Source organism: Aminobacter carboxidus, from assembly GCF_014863355.1.
Classification (GTDB): Bacteria; Pseudomonadota; Alphaproteobacteria; order Rhizobiales; family Rhizobiaceae; genus Aminobacter; species Aminobacter carboxidus.
In genome coordinates, this window is the sequence record NZ_JACZEP010000012.1 from 26,171 (window position 1) to 41,037 (window position 14,867).

At 64.3% G+C, this 14,867-nt stretch carries 15 protein-coding genes; 5 read left to right on the forward strand and 10 right to left on the reverse strand.

Annotated features, from left to right (window positions below; genetic code table 11):
- Positions 1-67: 67 nt before the first annotated feature.
- The 8 genes from IHE39_RS25255 to IHE39_RS25290 all read right to left on the reverse strand — a co-directional run bounded on the left by IHE39_RS25255 (position 68) and on the right by IHE39_RS25290 (position 8,104).
- Positions 68-361, reverse strand: coding sequence for a DUF1236 domain-containing protein (locus tag IHE39_RS25255; protein WP_184767066.1), 294 nt, complete (start codon positions 359-361; stop codon positions 68-70).
- Positions 362-466: 105 nt separating this feature from the next.
- Positions 467-1,561 (reverse strand): amino acid ABC transporter permease, encoded by a 1,095-nt coding sequence (locus tag IHE39_RS25260; protein ID WP_192568425.1) that lies wholly within the window; start codon positions 1,559-1,561, stop codon positions 467-469.
- A gap of 1 nt (position 1,562) precedes the next feature.
- Positions 1,563-2,711 (reverse strand): amino acid ABC transporter permease, encoded by a 1,149-nt coding sequence (locus IHE39_RS25265; RefSeq protein WP_192568426.1) that lies wholly within the window; start codon positions 2,709-2,711, stop codon positions 1,563-1,565.
- 69 nt (positions 2,712-2,780) lie between these two features.
- Positions 2,781-3,803, reverse strand: coding sequence for an amino acid ABC transporter substrate-binding protein (locus IHE39_RS25270; RefSeq protein WP_192568427.1), 1,023 nt, complete (start codon positions 3,801-3,803; stop codon positions 2,781-2,783).
- A 261-nt stretch (positions 3,804-4,064) separates the two neighbouring features.
- The gene (locus tag IHE39_RS25275) at positions 4,065-5,252 is read right to left on the reverse strand and encodes a Gfo/Idh/MocA family protein (protein WP_192568428.1); all 1,188 of its coding nucleotides are present in this window, start codon (positions 5,250-5,252) and stop codon (positions 4,065-4,067) included.
- Positions 5,253-5,413: 161 nt separating this feature from the next.
- Positions 5,414-6,469 carry a sugar phosphate isomerase/epimerase family protein gene (locus IHE39_RS25280; protein ID WP_192568429.1) on the reverse strand — a complete coding sequence of 352 codons (1,056 nt, stop codon included), beginning with the start codon at positions 6,467-6,469 and terminating at the stop codon, positions 5,414-5,416.
- A gap of 132 nt (positions 6,470-6,601) precedes the next feature.
- Positions 6,602-6,805, reverse strand: coding sequence for a DUF2087 domain-containing protein (locus IHE39_RS25285; protein ID WP_192568430.1), 204 nt, complete (start codon positions 6,803-6,805; stop codon positions 6,602-6,604).
- Positions 6,806-6,808: 3 nt separating this feature from the next.
- Entirely contained in the window at positions 6,809-8,104 is a 1,296-nt protein-coding gene (locus IHE39_RS25290; protein WP_192568431.1) for an amidase, read from the reverse strand.
- 143 nt (positions 8,105-8,247) lie between these two features.
- Here IHE39_RS25290 and IHE39_RS25295 point away from each other — a divergent pair, with 143 nt between their 5' ends.
- A complete protein-coding gene (locus IHE39_RS25295) occupies positions 8,248-9,348 on the forward strand; it encodes an NADH:flavin oxidoreductase/NADH oxidase (protein ID WP_192568432.1) in 1,101 nt (366 codons plus the stop codon).
- Positions 9,349-9,465: 117 nt separating this feature from the next.
- Positions 9,466-10,524: a M14 family metallopeptidase gene (locus IHE39_RS25300; protein ID WP_192568433.1), complete on the forward strand. Its 1,059-nt coding sequence runs from the start codon at positions 9,466-9,468 to the stop codon at positions 10,522-10,524.
- Positions 10,525-10,554: 30 nt separating this feature from the next.
- On the opposite strand, the gene IHE39_RS25305 is transcribed toward IHE39_RS25300, so the two are convergent.
- Together IHE39_RS25305 and IHE39_RS25310 are read right to left on the reverse strand one after the other, a co-directional pair.
- Complete coding sequence (locus tag IHE39_RS25305; protein ID WP_184767056.1) at positions 10,555-10,983, reverse strand: DUF1801 domain-containing protein; 429 nt, start codon at positions 10,981-10,983, stop codon at positions 10,555-10,557.
- A gap of 91 nt (positions 10,984-11,074) precedes the next feature.
- A complete protein-coding gene (locus IHE39_RS25310) occupies positions 11,075-12,394 on the reverse strand; it encodes an NAD(P)H-dependent oxidoreductase (protein ID WP_192568434.1) in 1,320 nt (439 codons plus the stop codon).
- Positions 12,395-12,701: 307 nt separating this feature from the next.
- Between IHE39_RS25310 and IHE39_RS25315 the strand changes: the two genes are divergently transcribed.
- The 3 genes from IHE39_RS25315 (at position 12,702) to IHE39_RS25325 (ending at position 14,863) form a co-directional block, all read left to right on the forward strand.
- Entirely contained in the window at positions 12,702-13,784 is a 1,083-nt protein-coding gene (locus tag IHE39_RS25315; protein ID WP_192568435.1) for a WD40/YVTN/BNR-like repeat-containing protein, read from the forward strand.
- A 14-nt stretch (positions 13,785-13,798) separates the two neighbouring features.
- Entirely contained in the window at positions 13,799-14,107 is a 309-nt protein-coding gene (locus tag IHE39_RS25320; RefSeq protein WP_192568436.1) for a MoaD/ThiS family protein, read from the forward strand.
- Between the two features lie 99 nt (positions 14,108-14,206).
- Positions 14,207-14,863: an SH3 domain-containing protein gene (locus IHE39_RS25325; RefSeq protein ID WP_192568437.1), complete on the forward strand. Its 657-nt coding sequence runs from the start codon at positions 14,207-14,209 to the stop codon at positions 14,861-14,863.
- Positions 14,864-14,867 lie beyond the last annotated feature (4 nt).

Consider the following 14,867-nt stretch of genomic DNA (forward strand, 5'->3'; position numbering starts at 1 on the left):
TCGCCGCCTGACGCCGACACCTCACTGAAACTTCCGTTTTTAGGCGGGAGCAAAGAGCCCCATCAGGTCAGTCCATGATGTAGACGACCTTGCGGGTCTGCGGGTCGATAAGGACAGTACGGCCGTCCATCACGACATACTGATACTTGTTGTCAGCAAGTGCGCCTGGCTTCAGAATGTCGGGAATGATAGCCCCAAGGACCAATTCAAAGTTGGATGGACGTTCAACGACCACTGGATTGGTCTTGACATATTCCCGGACGACAACTTGTTCTTCGGGAGTTACGACCACAGTCTGGGCAACTGCGAATGTGGTGCCGGCGAGCAAGATGGTTACAGCAAGTGTGCTTCGGAACGTCATATCACTAACCTCCTCGGTTGATGGTTTAACAACCGGTGGGGAGCGAAACGGTTCCGTGCCTGGTGCGGCAGTCGGCTATTCAGTCACGCTTTGGCGGCGCAGCCCCTACCGATGCGACGTATTAAAATGCCTCTCCAGAAACCGGCTGTAGCCCCCCATCAGCGCGCTGAACACGAAGTAGACGGCGGCCGCGAAGACATAGCCTTCGAGCACGGCGATGCCTTGCCAGTCTGGGTCGCGCAGCGCGGTGCGGACCGTGTCGAGGAAATCGAGCAGGCCGATGATGGTCACCAAAGTGGTGTCCTGGAAAAACGCGATGAACAGGCCGACGAGCGCCGGGATGACCTTCTTCAGCGCCTGCGGCAGCACGATCTTAGACATCACCTGCCAGTAATGCAGGCCAAGCGCCCGGCCGGCCTCGAACTGGCCTGACGGCACGTCCTGCAAGCCGCCGCGCACGATCTCGGCTATGTAGGCGGCGGCAAACAGGATGATCGCCACTTGCGCGCGCAAAAGCTTGTCGATGGTGACGCCGTCGGGCATGAACAGCGGCAGCATGACGGCGGCCATGAACAGGATGCTGATCAGCGGCACGCCGCGCACCAGCTCGATGAGGCCGACACCCAGCACGCGGATCGCCGGCAGGTGCGAGGCACGCGCGAGCGCCAGGCCGATGCCAAGCGGCAGGGCGAAGGCCAGGCCGACGAAGGACAGCATGAACGACAGCGGCAGGCCACCCCATTTCGACGTCGGCACCTCGGTCAGGCCAAAGACGCCGCCGGCCATCAGAACGTAGAGCACGGGCAAGATAACGATCGCCCAGGCGATCAGCAGGCCCCTGCCCCAGACGCGCGGGATCATCGACACACAACAGCCACCGAGGAACAGGCAAAGGGCTGCAAGCGGGCGCCATTGCTCCTCGAACGGGTAGAAGCCGAACAGCATGTAGCGCAGCTTGTCGGCGAGAAACGGCCAGCAGGCGCCGGTGCTCTGCTTGCAGGCATCGGCGCCGCCGTCGAAGACGGCGTTCAGGAACAGCCAGCCCAGCGCCAGCTTGGCCAAGAGCAGGATGAGTGCGCCGCAGACGAGCGTTACGAACGCATTGCCCGGCGTGCCGAAATAGGCGCTGCGCCACTCAGAGCGCCGCGCCGGGCGGGCGACGGCGTTCATGGCGGCGGGAAGGATCTGGGTATCGCTCATCTCAGCGCGCTTTCAGCGCGACGCGCGCATTGTACCAGTTCATGAACAGCGAGATCGCCACCGACAGGCCGAGATAGATGCCCATGAAGATGGTGATGGTCTCCATCGCCTGGCCGGTCTGGTTCATGATGGTGTTGGAGACCATCACCAGGTCGGGATAGCCGATGGCAATCGCCAGCGAGCTGTTCTTGAACACGGTGAGATAGGTGTTGGTCAAAGGCGGGATGATGACCCTGAGCGCCTGTGGCAATACGACGAGCCTCAGCGTGCGTGAGCGTGGCAGGCCGAGCGCCTGCGCCGCTTCCCACTGGCCCTTGCTGACCGCCTGAATGCCGGCGCGGACGATTTCGGCGACGCTGGCCGACAGGTTGAGCATCAGCCCGACCAGCAGTGCCACGAACTCCGGTCGAATCTGCAGCCCGCCGGTGAGGCGGAAGCGCCCGGCCTCCGGCGCGCTCCACGACAGCGAAACCGCACCACTGGCCCAGACGGCGAGCACCGGCAGCACAAGCAGAACGAGGGCGGCGATCCAGCCGGCATTGGCCTTGCCGCTTTGGATGCGCCGGCGCTGGCTGACAGCGCGCACGACAAGGGCTGCCGCGATGCCGAGCACAAGCGCTGCAAGGGTCAGGCAGAAGCCGCTCTGCCATTCGAGCGCTGGCATGGCCAGGCCGCTGTTGGAGAGGAAGAAGCCGGGAAACAGCTGGATCGCCTGACGAACCGGGGGAAACACCAGGATGATCAGGAAATACCACAGAAACAGATAGAGCAGCAGCGGCACGTTACGCAGCACTTCGACATAGGCAAGCATCAGCCGGCTGAGCAGCGGGTTTGTCGACATGCGGCCGATGCCGACGAGGACGCCGATGATGGTACCGAACAGTGCTGCCAGGAACGACACCTTGATGGTGTTGATCAGGCCAACGAGGATGGCGCGGGCGACTGTGTCGGTCGGCCCGTAGGCGATAGAGCTTTCGCTGATGGCGATGCCGGCCTGCCTCGACAGGAAGTCGAAGCCGGTGGCAATATCCTGCTTGGCAAGGTTGGCGCTCGCGGTGGCATACATCGCCCAGGCGGCGAGCAGCACCAGCGAAATGGCGATGAATTGGTAGAAGACCGCGCGAAACCGCGTGTCGTTCAAAAACAGCATGGGCGCGCCGATATCATGGAGACCAAGAAAAAGGTCCGCGCCTGATAGCGGCGCGGACCTTGAGGTTTGCTAGCGGACCGGCGGCGCGTAGAGCAGGCCCCCGGCGTTCCACTGCGTGTTGGGCCCGCGCGTCATGCCGAGCTTGGTCTTTTCGCCGAGATTGCGGTCGAACACCTCGGCGTAGTTACCGACGCTCTTGACGATGTTGTAGCCCCACTTGTTGTCGAGACCGAGCATCTTGCCGAGCTCGTCGGCACCGCCCAGCATGCGCTGGATCTCGGGGTCCTCGCTCTTGGCCATCTCGTCGACATTGGCCTGGGTGATGCCCTTCTCCTCGGCCGCCATCAGCATGTAGACCGACCACGAAACGATGTCGCGCCAGTTGGAATCGTTCTGGCGCACGGCGGGCGCCAGCGGCTCCTTGGAGATGGTTTCGGGCAGCAGCACATAGTCGTCTGGGTTGTTGGCGACCGCGCGGATCGAGGCGAGGTCGGAACGGTCGGACGAGATCGCCTCGCAGCGGCCGGAATAGAAGGCGGCGCGGTTCTCGTCGGGGCTTTCGAAGACCACCAGCTCGAACTTGCCGCCGACGGTGCGGAAGAAGTCGGTCAGGTTCTGCGAGGTGGTGGTTCCAGGCAAGGTGCAGATCGCGGCGTCCGTCAGTTCCTTGGCGGAAGCTACGCCGAGCGACTTGGGCACCAGCAGGCCCTGGCCGTCATAAAACACGGTCGGACCAAAATCGATGCCGAGCGACGTCTCGCGCGAAAAAGTCGCCGTCGTCTGGCGCGACAAAACGTCGATCTCGCCCGATTGCAACGCCTGGAAGCGCGTGTTGATGTTGGTCAGCACGAAGTCGACCTTTTCGGGGTCACCGAACACGGCAGCCGCGATCGAGCGGCAGATGTCGGCGTCGAAACCCTGCATACGGCCCTTGTCGTCAGCCGCCGCGAAGCCCGGCGTGCTGAGCGAGACGCCGCAGATCAGCTTGCCGCGCGCCTTGACGGTTTCGAGCGTGGTAGCGGACTGTGCCGCGGTTGCCCCCACCATGAGTGCTGCCGTTGCGGCGCAGAGCGCCAGGAATTTACGTTTCATGCTTACCCTCCCTTTGATGTGACCGCAGGCCGCCATGCCAAATCTCCCCCGGCACGGGGACAGCCCCGATCTGTCGCGGGGCTATGTATGCATAGATTGTGTACGATTTGGAAGCCGGATGTTGTGCGATATGTATACAATTATTCAAGGGTGTGAATAAAGCTTGGCGCACGCTCGCGACAACGTCGACCGAGGCGCATACAGAGGACGCCCCGCCTGCCCAGCAGAGCGCCGTATGTTCCGATTATCTGAAAGCAGCGGCTATAGCTTCGTCCACGCCGCGTTCTTCTTCGACGAGCGTACGCAGGCTTCGACGAAAGCAACACCTTCTACGCCGTCCTGAACGGTCGGATAGATCACATCCTTGGCCGGCTTGCCGCCTTTCTTGCGCGCCGCGCGGATGGCTCTGGCGGCTTCCTGGTAGATGTTGGCAAAGCCTTCGAGATAGCCTTCGGGGTGGCCCGAGGGCACGCGCGTGACGCGCGCCGCGGCAGGCCCTGCGCCGACGCCGCCGCGGGTGATCAGCTGCTTGGGCTGGCCGAAAGGCGTGTACCAGAGATAGTTCGGATCGGCCTGCACCCATTCGATGCCGCCCTTGGAGCCATAGACGCGCAGCTTGAGCCCGTTCTCATGACCAGGTGCCACCTGGCTTGCCCAGATCATGCCCTTCGCCCCACCCTTGAAGCGCAGCATGACGTTGACGTTGTCGTCGAGCAGGCGACCGGGCACGAAGGCGTCGAGATCGGCCGACAGCGAGTCGAGCTCGAGGTCGGTGACGAAACGGGCGAGATTGTAGGCGTGCGTGCCGATGTCGCCGGTGGCACCGCCGACGCCCGACTGTTTCGGATCGGCGCGCCAGGAGGCCTGCTTCTGGCCGGTCGCGGCGAGGTTCTCGGTCAGCCAATCCTGCGGGTATTCGGCCTGGACGACCCTGATGTCGCCGAGCTGTCCCTTAGCGACCATCTCGCGTGCCTGCCGGATCATCGGATAGCCGGTATAGTTGTGGGTGAGCACGAAGACCTTGCCGGTCTTCTCGACGAGTAGGGCGAGCTTTTTCGCCTCGGCAAGCGTCGCCGTAAGCGGCTTGTCGCAGATGACGTGAATGCCAGCCTCGAGGAAGGCCTTGGCAGCGGGGAAATGGACGTTGTTGGGCGTGACGATGGCGACCGCCTCGATGCCATCGGGACGTTTCGCCTCGGCCTTCGCCATCTCGACATATGAGGTGTAGCTGCGCTCCGGGTCGAGGCCGATGTCGGCGGCCGAAGCTTTCGCCCGCTCCGGATTGGACGACAGCGCGCCGGCAACGAGCTGGAAATCGCCGTCCATGCGCGCCGCGATGCGATGCACGCCGCCGATGAAGGCGCCCTGCCCGCCACCGACCATGCCGTAGCGGATTGGGCCGTAGCGGATCGGGCCGCTGCCCGCCTCGGATTTCGATGCACCGACCATTTTTGTCCTCCCTTGGTAAGTTGGCGCCGCCCCTCATCTCCCTTCCGGGACCTTCTCCCCGTGAACGGGGAGAAGGAGGCTGACCGCAACGGCTCCGCTCGCCCCTTCTCCCCGCCTGCGGGGAGAAGGTCCCGGCAGGGGGATGAGGGGCAGCGCTGTGTTCAAATCCCCATCATCGTCCGCAGCATCGCACGATCGCTCGTTCCGCCGGCAAAGTCGTCAAAAGCCTTGTCGGTGACGCGGATGATGTGGCTTTCGATGAACGGCGCACCTTCGGCAGCGCCGTCCTCAGGATGCTTGAGGCAGCATTCCCATTCCAGCACCGCCCAGCTGTCGTAGCCATATTGGGCGAGCTTGGAGAAGATGCCGGTGAAATCGACCTGTCCGTCGCCGAGCGAGCGGAAGCGGCCGGCACGGCCGAGCCAGCTTTGATAGCCTGAGTAAACGCCCTGGCGGCCGTCGGGATTGAACTCGGCGTCCTTGACGTGAAACGCCTTGATGCGCTCGTGGTAGATGTCAATGAAGGCGAGATAGTCGAGCTGCTGTAGCAGGAAATGCGACGGATCGTAGTTGATGTTGCAGCGCTTGTGGCCACCGACTGCGTCGAGGAACATCTCGAAGGTGACGCCATCGAAGGCGTCCTCGCCCGGATGCAGCTCGAAGCAGAGGTCGACGCCGGCCTCGTCATAGGCGTCCAGGATTGGTGTCCAGCGTTTGCCGAGCTCGACGAAGGCCTCCTCGATCAGCCCCGCAGGCCGCTGCGGCCACGGGTAGAGATAGGGGAACGCCAGCGCGCCGGTGAAGGAGACGCAGGCCGTCAGCCCGAGATTCTGCGATGCCTTGGCGCCGAGCTTCATCTGCTCGACTGCCCATTGCTGGCGCGCCTTGGGATTGCCGTGGACCGCAGCAGGCGCAAATCCGTCGAACTGCGCGTCATAGGCGGGATGCACCGCTACCAGTTGGCCCTGCAGATGGGTGGATAGCTCGGTGATCTCGACACCCGCATCAGCGCAGATGCCCTTGATCTCATCGCAATAGGTTTTCGACGTCGCCGCCTTGTGCAGGTCGAACAGTCTGGCGTCGGGCGTCGGGATCTGCACTCCCTTGTAGCCGAGCCCTCCGACCCATGATGTAATCGATTTCAGTGAATTGAACGGAGCCGTATCACCCGCAAACTGGGCGAGGAAGATCGCAGGACCTTTCATTGTCGATGGCATGGCAAACTCCTCGTCCGATTCCGGCCTGCAACGTTGTAGACCAGATGACCATTAATCTGGGCGGCTCCGCAAGGGGGCCAGCAAACAGCCGACTTACTGGGCCTCGACGCGGCGATAGATGGCAGTGAGGGGTTACGCAAGAAACGACCGCTTTCGAACAATTCGCCTGAGCAGCGCCCAATCGCCGAAGTTGTGATGGCGCTTGGGGATATCGTTGACCTCGCACTCGCTGTAGTCGCGACCGGCCTCGAACTTGGCGGCGAGGATCAGCACCCGGTCGGCTGCCTTGGCCGGCCATCGGGTGACGATGCCGTCGTCGGTGATAAGGGCGGTCATGGCCTATCCTTTCAGCAACGCCTCGACCGCCAGGCCGGCCGACAGCAGGCGCCGGTCATGGCCATGGCGTGCCATCAGCATCAGGCCGGATGGCAGTGTGGTTTCAGGCATCGGCAGCGACAGGGCGCAGAGGTCGAACTGGTTGGCGACCTGGGTGTTGCGCAACAACAACCCTTCGATACGGTTGGCATGCGCGCCGTCGGCCAAGAGTTCTGATATCGGCTGGGCCATGACGGGCGTCGTCGCCAGCACGACGAGATCATGGGCCGACAGCCGCGCGTCCATGGCGGCGGCGAGTTCGGCACGGCGGTTCATCGTCCTGATGTAGCTGACCGCCGGCACCTGCATGGCGCGGCCGAGCGCGCCGCTGACATTGGGATCGACAGGCGCAGACGTGCCATTGGCCAGCCAGTCGGCGTGGATCGAAGCACCCTCTATCGCCGCGATCGTGCCGGTCCTTGTCGCGGTGCGAAAATCGGCCAGCAGGTCGTCGATCTGGCAGTCGCCGATCATGGCGCCGGCTGCTGCGAGCTCGTGCAGCGCGCGCTCGAAGCCTGCAGCCATGCCTGGTGCCATGTCGTCGAGCAGGCGGCCACGCGGCACGGCGATGCGCAGGCCGGCAAGTGGCAAGGGCTGCAAGGAAAAATGCTCCTTGCCTGATATGACCGCATCAGTGGCGATACATTGCGCGACTGTTTTGGCGAGCGGACCGATCGAATCGAGCGACGGCGACAAGGGGAACGCGCCGTCGAGCGGAATGCGCCGCGCTGTCGGCTTGAATCCCACGACACCGTTCAGGGCGGCAGGCACCCTGACAGAGCCGCCGGTATCAGAACCGATCGATATGTCTGAGCTGCCTTCGGCGGCTGAAACACCGGCGCCCGACGAGGAGCCGCCGGGGATCAGCCTCGGGTCGGCAGCGTTGCCAGGCGTGCCGTAGTGCGGATTGATGCCGAGCGCGGTGAAGGCAAACTCGGTCATGTGGGTCTTGCCGATGATGACAGCGCCGGCGCGGCGCAGGCGTTTGACCACCAGCGCGTCGTCCCGCGCCGGCTCAGCGTCGCGGCGCATCACCGAACCGGCCAGCGTCGGCTCGCCAGTGACGTCGAACAGATCCTTGATCGAGACAATGGCACCGTCAAGCGGCCCGAGCGTTAGCCCTGCCCGGCGACGCGCATCGCTGGCGTCGGCCGCGGCCCGCGCGGTCTCGCCATAGAGCTTGGCGAACACCCGTTCGTCGCCGGCGCGCGTCGTAAGTCGCGCCAGGATCGTCTCCAGCCTGTCTCTTGTCGCGGTCATGCATGCTCCCGGAAATCCGTCGCGCCACCTGAACCCTGACGCCCGTCGCGGCGACTCTGTTAACACGGCGTGGCCCGATGCTACACGGTTGCTGGCAGCTGCAAACATCTTACAGTTGCCATTCCAAGCTCCAGGAGCCGCCCATGTCCGTCCATCTGTTTTCGCCAATTACTCTCGGCAAGCTCGACTTCCCCAACCGCATCGCGGTTGCGCCGATGTGCCAGTATTCGGCCGACGACGGCTCGGCCACCGACTGGCACCTGCAGCACTGGATGAACCTAGCGATGTCCGGCGCCGGCATGATCACCGTCGAGATGACCGACGTCGAACGCCGCGGCCGTATCAGCCATGGTTGCATGGGGCTCTATTCCGATGCCAACGAAGCGGCGGCAAAGCGGGCGCTCGACGCGGCAAAGCGGGTGGCGACGCCCGGTGCCAAGTTCGGCGTGCAGCTGGCGCACGCCGGCCGCAAGGCCTCCAATCACCGGCCATGGGAAGGCTCGGGCCCGCTCAAGCCGGAAGAGGACGCATGGCCGGTGGTGTCATGCTCCGCCCTTGCCTATGCCGATGGCTGGCAGGTGCCGCATGCACTGAACGAGGACGAGATCGAGCAGATGATCGGCCATTTTGTTCAGTCAGCGAAGCGGGCCGAGCGCGCCGGCTTCGACTTCATCGAGCTGCATTCGGCGCATGGCTACCTGCTGCACCAGTTCCTGTCACCACTATCCAACCACCGTACCGACCGCTGGGGCGGCTCGCTGGAAAACCGCATGCGTTTTGCCATGGCGATCGCCCGCCGCGTCACTGATGCTGTGCCAAACCTGATGCTCGGCGCCCGCATGTCATTGACCGACTGGGTCGACGGCGGCTTCACGCTCGAAGAGGCCATCGAAGTCGCCAGGTCCTATCGTGAGGCGGGCATCGCCTATATCTGCTGTTCCAGCGGCGGCAACTCGCCGCAGCAGAGCCTGCGCACCGGCCCGGGCTACCAGGTCCACCTTGCCGAGGCGGTGAAAAAGGCAACCGGCATTCCCGTCCGCGCCGTCGGCATGATCGACCAGCCTGTCCAGGCCGACACCATCATCCGTGAAGGCCAGGCCGACATGGTGGCGCTTGGCCGCGCACTGCTCGCCGATCCGCGCTGGCCGTGGCGCGCCGCAGCCAGGCTCGGCCACGATTTTTACGCAACGCCGCAGCTTGCCCGTTCGGCGGCGCTGATGAAACAATGGGGATCGGCCGCCTGAGTTCTCCGCCGACTGGCGCGCTGGCTTGACCGCGCTGGATCACGACACGGTGCTGCCGCTCTGGTGAATCACCAGCCGAGCGGTTAGGCAGCATTGGAAAGCATCGAGGGACTAGAGATGAAGAAATCGGTCGAGACGATCCGGGGCGACAGCGAAGGCATCGCCTATGAATTGCCGCTCTACCGCATTTCGGGCACCTCGCCCGATGCGCCTTCGGCCTATATCCAGGCAGCCCTGCACGGCGACGAACTGCCCGGAGTCGTTGCGATCGACGCGCTGATGCCGAAATTGCGCAAGGCCGAAAGCGAGGGCCGCGTGCGCGGCAACCTGACAATCGTTCCGCGCGCCAACCCGATCGGCGCCAACCAGCTGTTGTTCGGGGCGTCGCAGGGTCGCTTCGACCTCGGCACTCGCGTCAACTACAACCGCGATTTCCCGCTGCTCGACAGACCCGACGCTGCGCTGTTGCCGGGCGAAGAGGTGCCGATGTCGTCGGACAAGCGGCTGAAGGCGCGCCTGCTCAAGCTGTCGCTCGGCCACGACATCGTGCTGGACCTGCATTGCGACGACGAGGGCGTCGCCTATCTCTACGTGCCCGACGAGCTGTGGCCGGCGATGGCCGACTGCGCCGCCAACATGGGCGTCGATGCCGTCATCCTGTGGAGCGGCCAGTCGGGCTCGTCTTTCGACGAAGCCTCGCTGCATCCTTATCTCAAGATGCCGCGCAAGGAGGCACGTCTTGAAAGCCGCGTCGTCACCACCGTCGAGTATCGTGGCGTCTCGGATGTTTTTTCGACAGTAGCCGAAGCCGACGCCCAGGGGCTGTACCGGTTGTTGGTGGCGCGCGGCGTGATCGAAGACACTTGGGCCGAGACCAAAAAGACCTTCGAGGGCGTGGTGGCGCCGATCGACCACATCGAGATGGTGCCTGCCCCGTGCGCCGGCGCCATCCTTTACCACGTCATGCCGGGCGAGACGGTCAAGGCCGGCTCCCACATCGCGACGATCGTCAAGACACCCGGCGAGGACGGCGGCCGGGTCGAGGTGCTGGCGCCGCAGGACGGCTACATCCTGACCCGCCGCTCGCACCGCGCCACGCGCGCCGGCGACGATCTCGTCAAGCTGGTCGGCGTCAGCCCCAGCAGCGACGCGCGATCAGGCGCGCTGGAGGCGTAGGCCCGCCCGCCGGGGCGGGCTTGGCGCATCTCAACTGCCCTTTGCCTTCTTCGGCGCACGCGCGGCCTTGACAGACATGTTCAGCGCCACGGCGGCGCCGATGAGCGCCTTCAACGCGTCCTCGTTGATCTTCTCGCCCTCGTGGATGTCGATGGCGCGGCGGGTGTTGCCGTCGAGGCTGGAGTTGAACAGGCCTGACGGATCTTCCAGCGACGCCCCCTTGGCGAAGGTCAGCTTGACCACGCTCTTGTAGGTCTCGCCGGTGCAGATGATGCCGGCGTGCTCCCAGACGGGAACGCCGCGCCACTTCCACTCCTCGACCACCTCGGGCGCCGCCTGCTTGATCAGGGCGCGGACCCGAGCGAGTGTGTCGCCGCGCCAGTCGCCCAGTTCCCTGATCCGCGCATCGATCTGTTGCGATGGCGTCGCGCCCGAGCCGCTGTTGCTGTCCATGGTCATGTCCTCATTTCCATGATCGTCTTGGGCGAGCCGGGCGTCCGCCAACGCCGCGCCTCCCAAACTTCACCCGCCTTTAGGCGAGCCCGTAGCCTTATGCTCCATACACCAGCCGGTCCTGACGTGCCCTGAGCTCGGCGATCTTCGAGTTTGGCGCGACCGCTGCGTTGGCTGTGGTGATCAGCTCGCCCTTCCTGATCGGCGCGGTGACCGTGCCGCCCTGCAGCAGGCCGCACGGGATGGCTTTTGCCGCACGTGCTTCGCCCGTTGTCATGATCCAGGCGCGGTAGGTGTATTCGCCGATGGCATCGAGCGCATCGCCGGGGTTCAGGTCCTTCTTGGCGACGGCGCAGACATCGGCCACCGGTTTGGCCAGCGGCACCATGTCGGCCTTGCCGTAGAGAACCACACGGGCACAGGTCAGCGGCACCTCGAGCGAGGTCAAATGATAGGGCCGGTGGAAGGTGAAATACGGACCATGGCCCATCTTCAGGTCTTCCATGCGCTCGCGGATGCGCGGATGCGACATGTCGGCGATGACAAAGACACCTGGCGCCACACCCTTGCCGATCGAATAGTCGACGACGCCGACCTTGGTCAAAACGCCGCCGTCCTTTTCGGGAACGAGAACCTTGTTGAGCTCCGGCAAGGTCGCTGCCGGACCGTGCATGCCGGCCTTGTCGGGCACCAGCCCCGTGGCGTTGGCGATCGCCGCCATCTCGACCATGGTCTTGGAGCCGTCGACGAACTCGACGAGCATGCGCACGTTCATGTTGCGGCGCTTGGCTTCCTCGGCATAGTCATGCGGCACCGCATCGATATTGAGCGGGTTGTTCTTGCCCTTGCCGGCGGCAACGATGGTGTGGCCCATCGCCGAGACAAACTCGATCAGCTCCATGCAGGACGACGGCTCATCGCCGGCGCCGAGCGAATAGGTCACGCCAAGCCTGTCGGCTTCCGACTTGAGATAAGCGCCGATGGTGACGTCGGCCTCGACATTCATCATCACCAGATGTTTGCCATGCTCCATGGCGCGCAGGCCGATCTCGGCACCGACGGCGGGCACACCCGTCGCATCGATGACGACGTCGATCAGGCCGCTGTTGAGGATCAGGTCGGCATCATTGGTGACGGCGATCTTGCCGGCCTCGATGGCTTCGTTCAGCGCCGAGCCGCTACCGACTTCGCGGGCATGGCCCTTCTCCTGGTAGGCAATGTCGACGGCGCGATGCGCGTTGGGCAAGTTGAGCTCGGAGATCGCGCCGACCTCGATGCCCGGCATATGCGCTACCCGCGCCACAATGTCGGTGCCCATCTCGCCAGAGCCGATCAGCCCGATGCGGATCGGCTTGCCCGACTTCTGCCGCTCCACGAGGTCCCGCGCCAAGCCGACTGGTGCGACGTTGATGGTCATCCGATGGTTCCTCCCGAATACGCGAACGTAACTAGCCTAAAGCGCGACGGGTATTGAATTATGGCGCCCTGTCAACTCGAATGTCGGCCAGTGCCGTGGGCCGTTTTGTCAGTAGATCACTGAGATCGGCTGTTCGGTATCTGGCTTTGCCGATAACATGCACCGCAACAACGCCCGACAGTGCTGCACAGGCAGACGAGACGCCAAGACAAGGTGCACGACGGGCATGGGAAGTTGAGTTGTTTGAACAACTTGGCCGCCGGTCCAGATTCAATTTCTGAAGATCGGGCAGCGTGGGAGGAACACCATGGCTGAGAAAGTCCTTGTCTTGCTGGGCACCAAGAAAGGTGCCTTCATCGCCGAGAGCGATACGGCGCGGCGGAGCTGGAAGCTGCGCGGGCCATTCTGCGAGACATGGCCGATGAACCATGTCGTCGCCGACCAGGCGACAGGCACCATCTGGGGCGCCGGCGGCAATGAATGGTTCGGCCCCGCAGTGTGGAAATCGACCGATCTCGGTGAGACCTGGACGCATTCTTCTGAAGGGCTCGCTTATGCCGAGGGCGAGGAGCCGATCAAGGCGGTGTGGAGCCTCGCCAAGGGCAATGGCAGCCTCTATGCCGGCGTGCAGCCGGCGGGGCTGTTCCGCAGCGACGATGCCGGCCAGAGCTGGCAGCACATTGATGGCCTGCAGCAGCATCCGTCGCGGCCGCACTGGAATCCCGGCGGCGCCGGCCTCATCCTGCATTCGCTGGTGCTCGACCCCGATGACCACGACCGCATCTGGATCGGCATCTCGGCGGCCGGCGTGTTCTACACCGGCGATGGCGGTGCCACCTGGGAGCCGCGCAACCTCGGCACCCGCGCCGATTTCATGCCCGAGGGCGAGAATTATCCCGAATTCGGCCAATGCGTGCACCATCTGGTCATGGCGCCCGGCATGCCCGACCGGCTCTACCAACAAAACCATTGCGGCATGTATCGCTCCGACGACGGCGGCAAGCGCTGGGTCAGCATCGAAAAGGGCCTGCCTTCGACCTTCGGCTTTCCCGCCGCCGCCCATCCGCGCGACCCCGAAACGCTCTATCTGGTGCCGCTCAACGGCGACAGCGCCGGCCGCTACGTGCCGGACGCCAAGGCGGCAGTGTGGCGCACACGCGATGCCGGCCGCGAGTGGCAAGCGATGCGCAGCGGCCTGCCGCAGGAAAACGCCTATATCGGCGTGCTGCGCCAGGCGATGGCAACCGATCGGCTGGAGCCAGCGGGTGTCTATTTCGGCACCAGCTCAGGCGCACTGTTTGCCAGCGCCGACGAAGGCGAAAGCTGGATCAATGTCGCCCAGCATCTGCCGACAATCCTGTCGGTGGAAACGCTCGTCGTCGACGGCTGACGGAACCGAGATCAATGGACAACAGCCCTTCCCCGGAAAGCCGGCAAGCAACGCTGGCGACCGTGGTGGTGCGTCTGCCCGGAGTGCTGGTCGACCTGTTTCCCGGGGCGCAGCGCCAAGTCGAAGTTCCGGCCACGACTGTCCGCGACATGGTCGACGAGCTCGACAAACGCTGGCCCGGCATGCGCGATCGCATCTGTGACAGTCGCCCCGCCATCCGCAAGCACATGAACGTCTTCGTCGAAGGCGAGCGCGCCACGCTGAAGACGAAGCTGCGGCCAGGCGTCGAGGTCTTCGTCCTCACGGCGATCAGCGGCGGCTAGTGCCTGTCCCGCATGAAGCCTGCAAGCTGTAAGCTCGGCCTTCCCTCCCGCAACTGTTGCGATAGTATGGACGGCAGGATTGGCTTTCGGGGAGCGGCTATGATGCGACGCAAAAGTCTTCTGCTGGCACTGATGCTTGCGTTGGCGCCGGCAGCTCCACACGCGGCCGGCGCGCAGGAGCAGCGCATCGAAACGCTGCGCATGCGTCCCGGGGCGACGCAGACAACGGTGCGCGGCATCGTCTTCGGCCGCATCAGCGCGTCCTATCGGCTCGAAGCCCGGGGCGGCCAGCGCATGAGCCTCAACCTCAACTCGCGCAACACCTTCCTCTATTTCAACGTGCTCGACCCGCGCGGACGGACGATTGCGCGCGAGCAGACGCAATGGGACGGTCGCCTGCCCGTCTCCGGCGTCTACTCCATCCAGATCTACCTGGTCCGGGCCGAAGCACGGCGCAACCGGCCAGCGCCATTTTCGCTCGACGTCCGCATTGCCGGACGCGGCGACGGCCCCGGCCCGGCACCCGATCCGGAGCCGGCGCCCGGCCCACGCTCCTGGCGCGTCGTCGGCGTTGCCACCGATGATGTGCTCAACCTCAGGGAAAACCCTTCACCGCGCGGCTTTGTCCTCGACGAAATCCCCTTCGACGCCACCGGCCTCAGGAATCTCGGCTGCCAGGACGACCGCAACTGGTGCAAGGTGCGTTATCGCGGCCAGGAAGGCTGGGTCAACGGCCGCTTCCTGCGCCCGGAATAGGTTC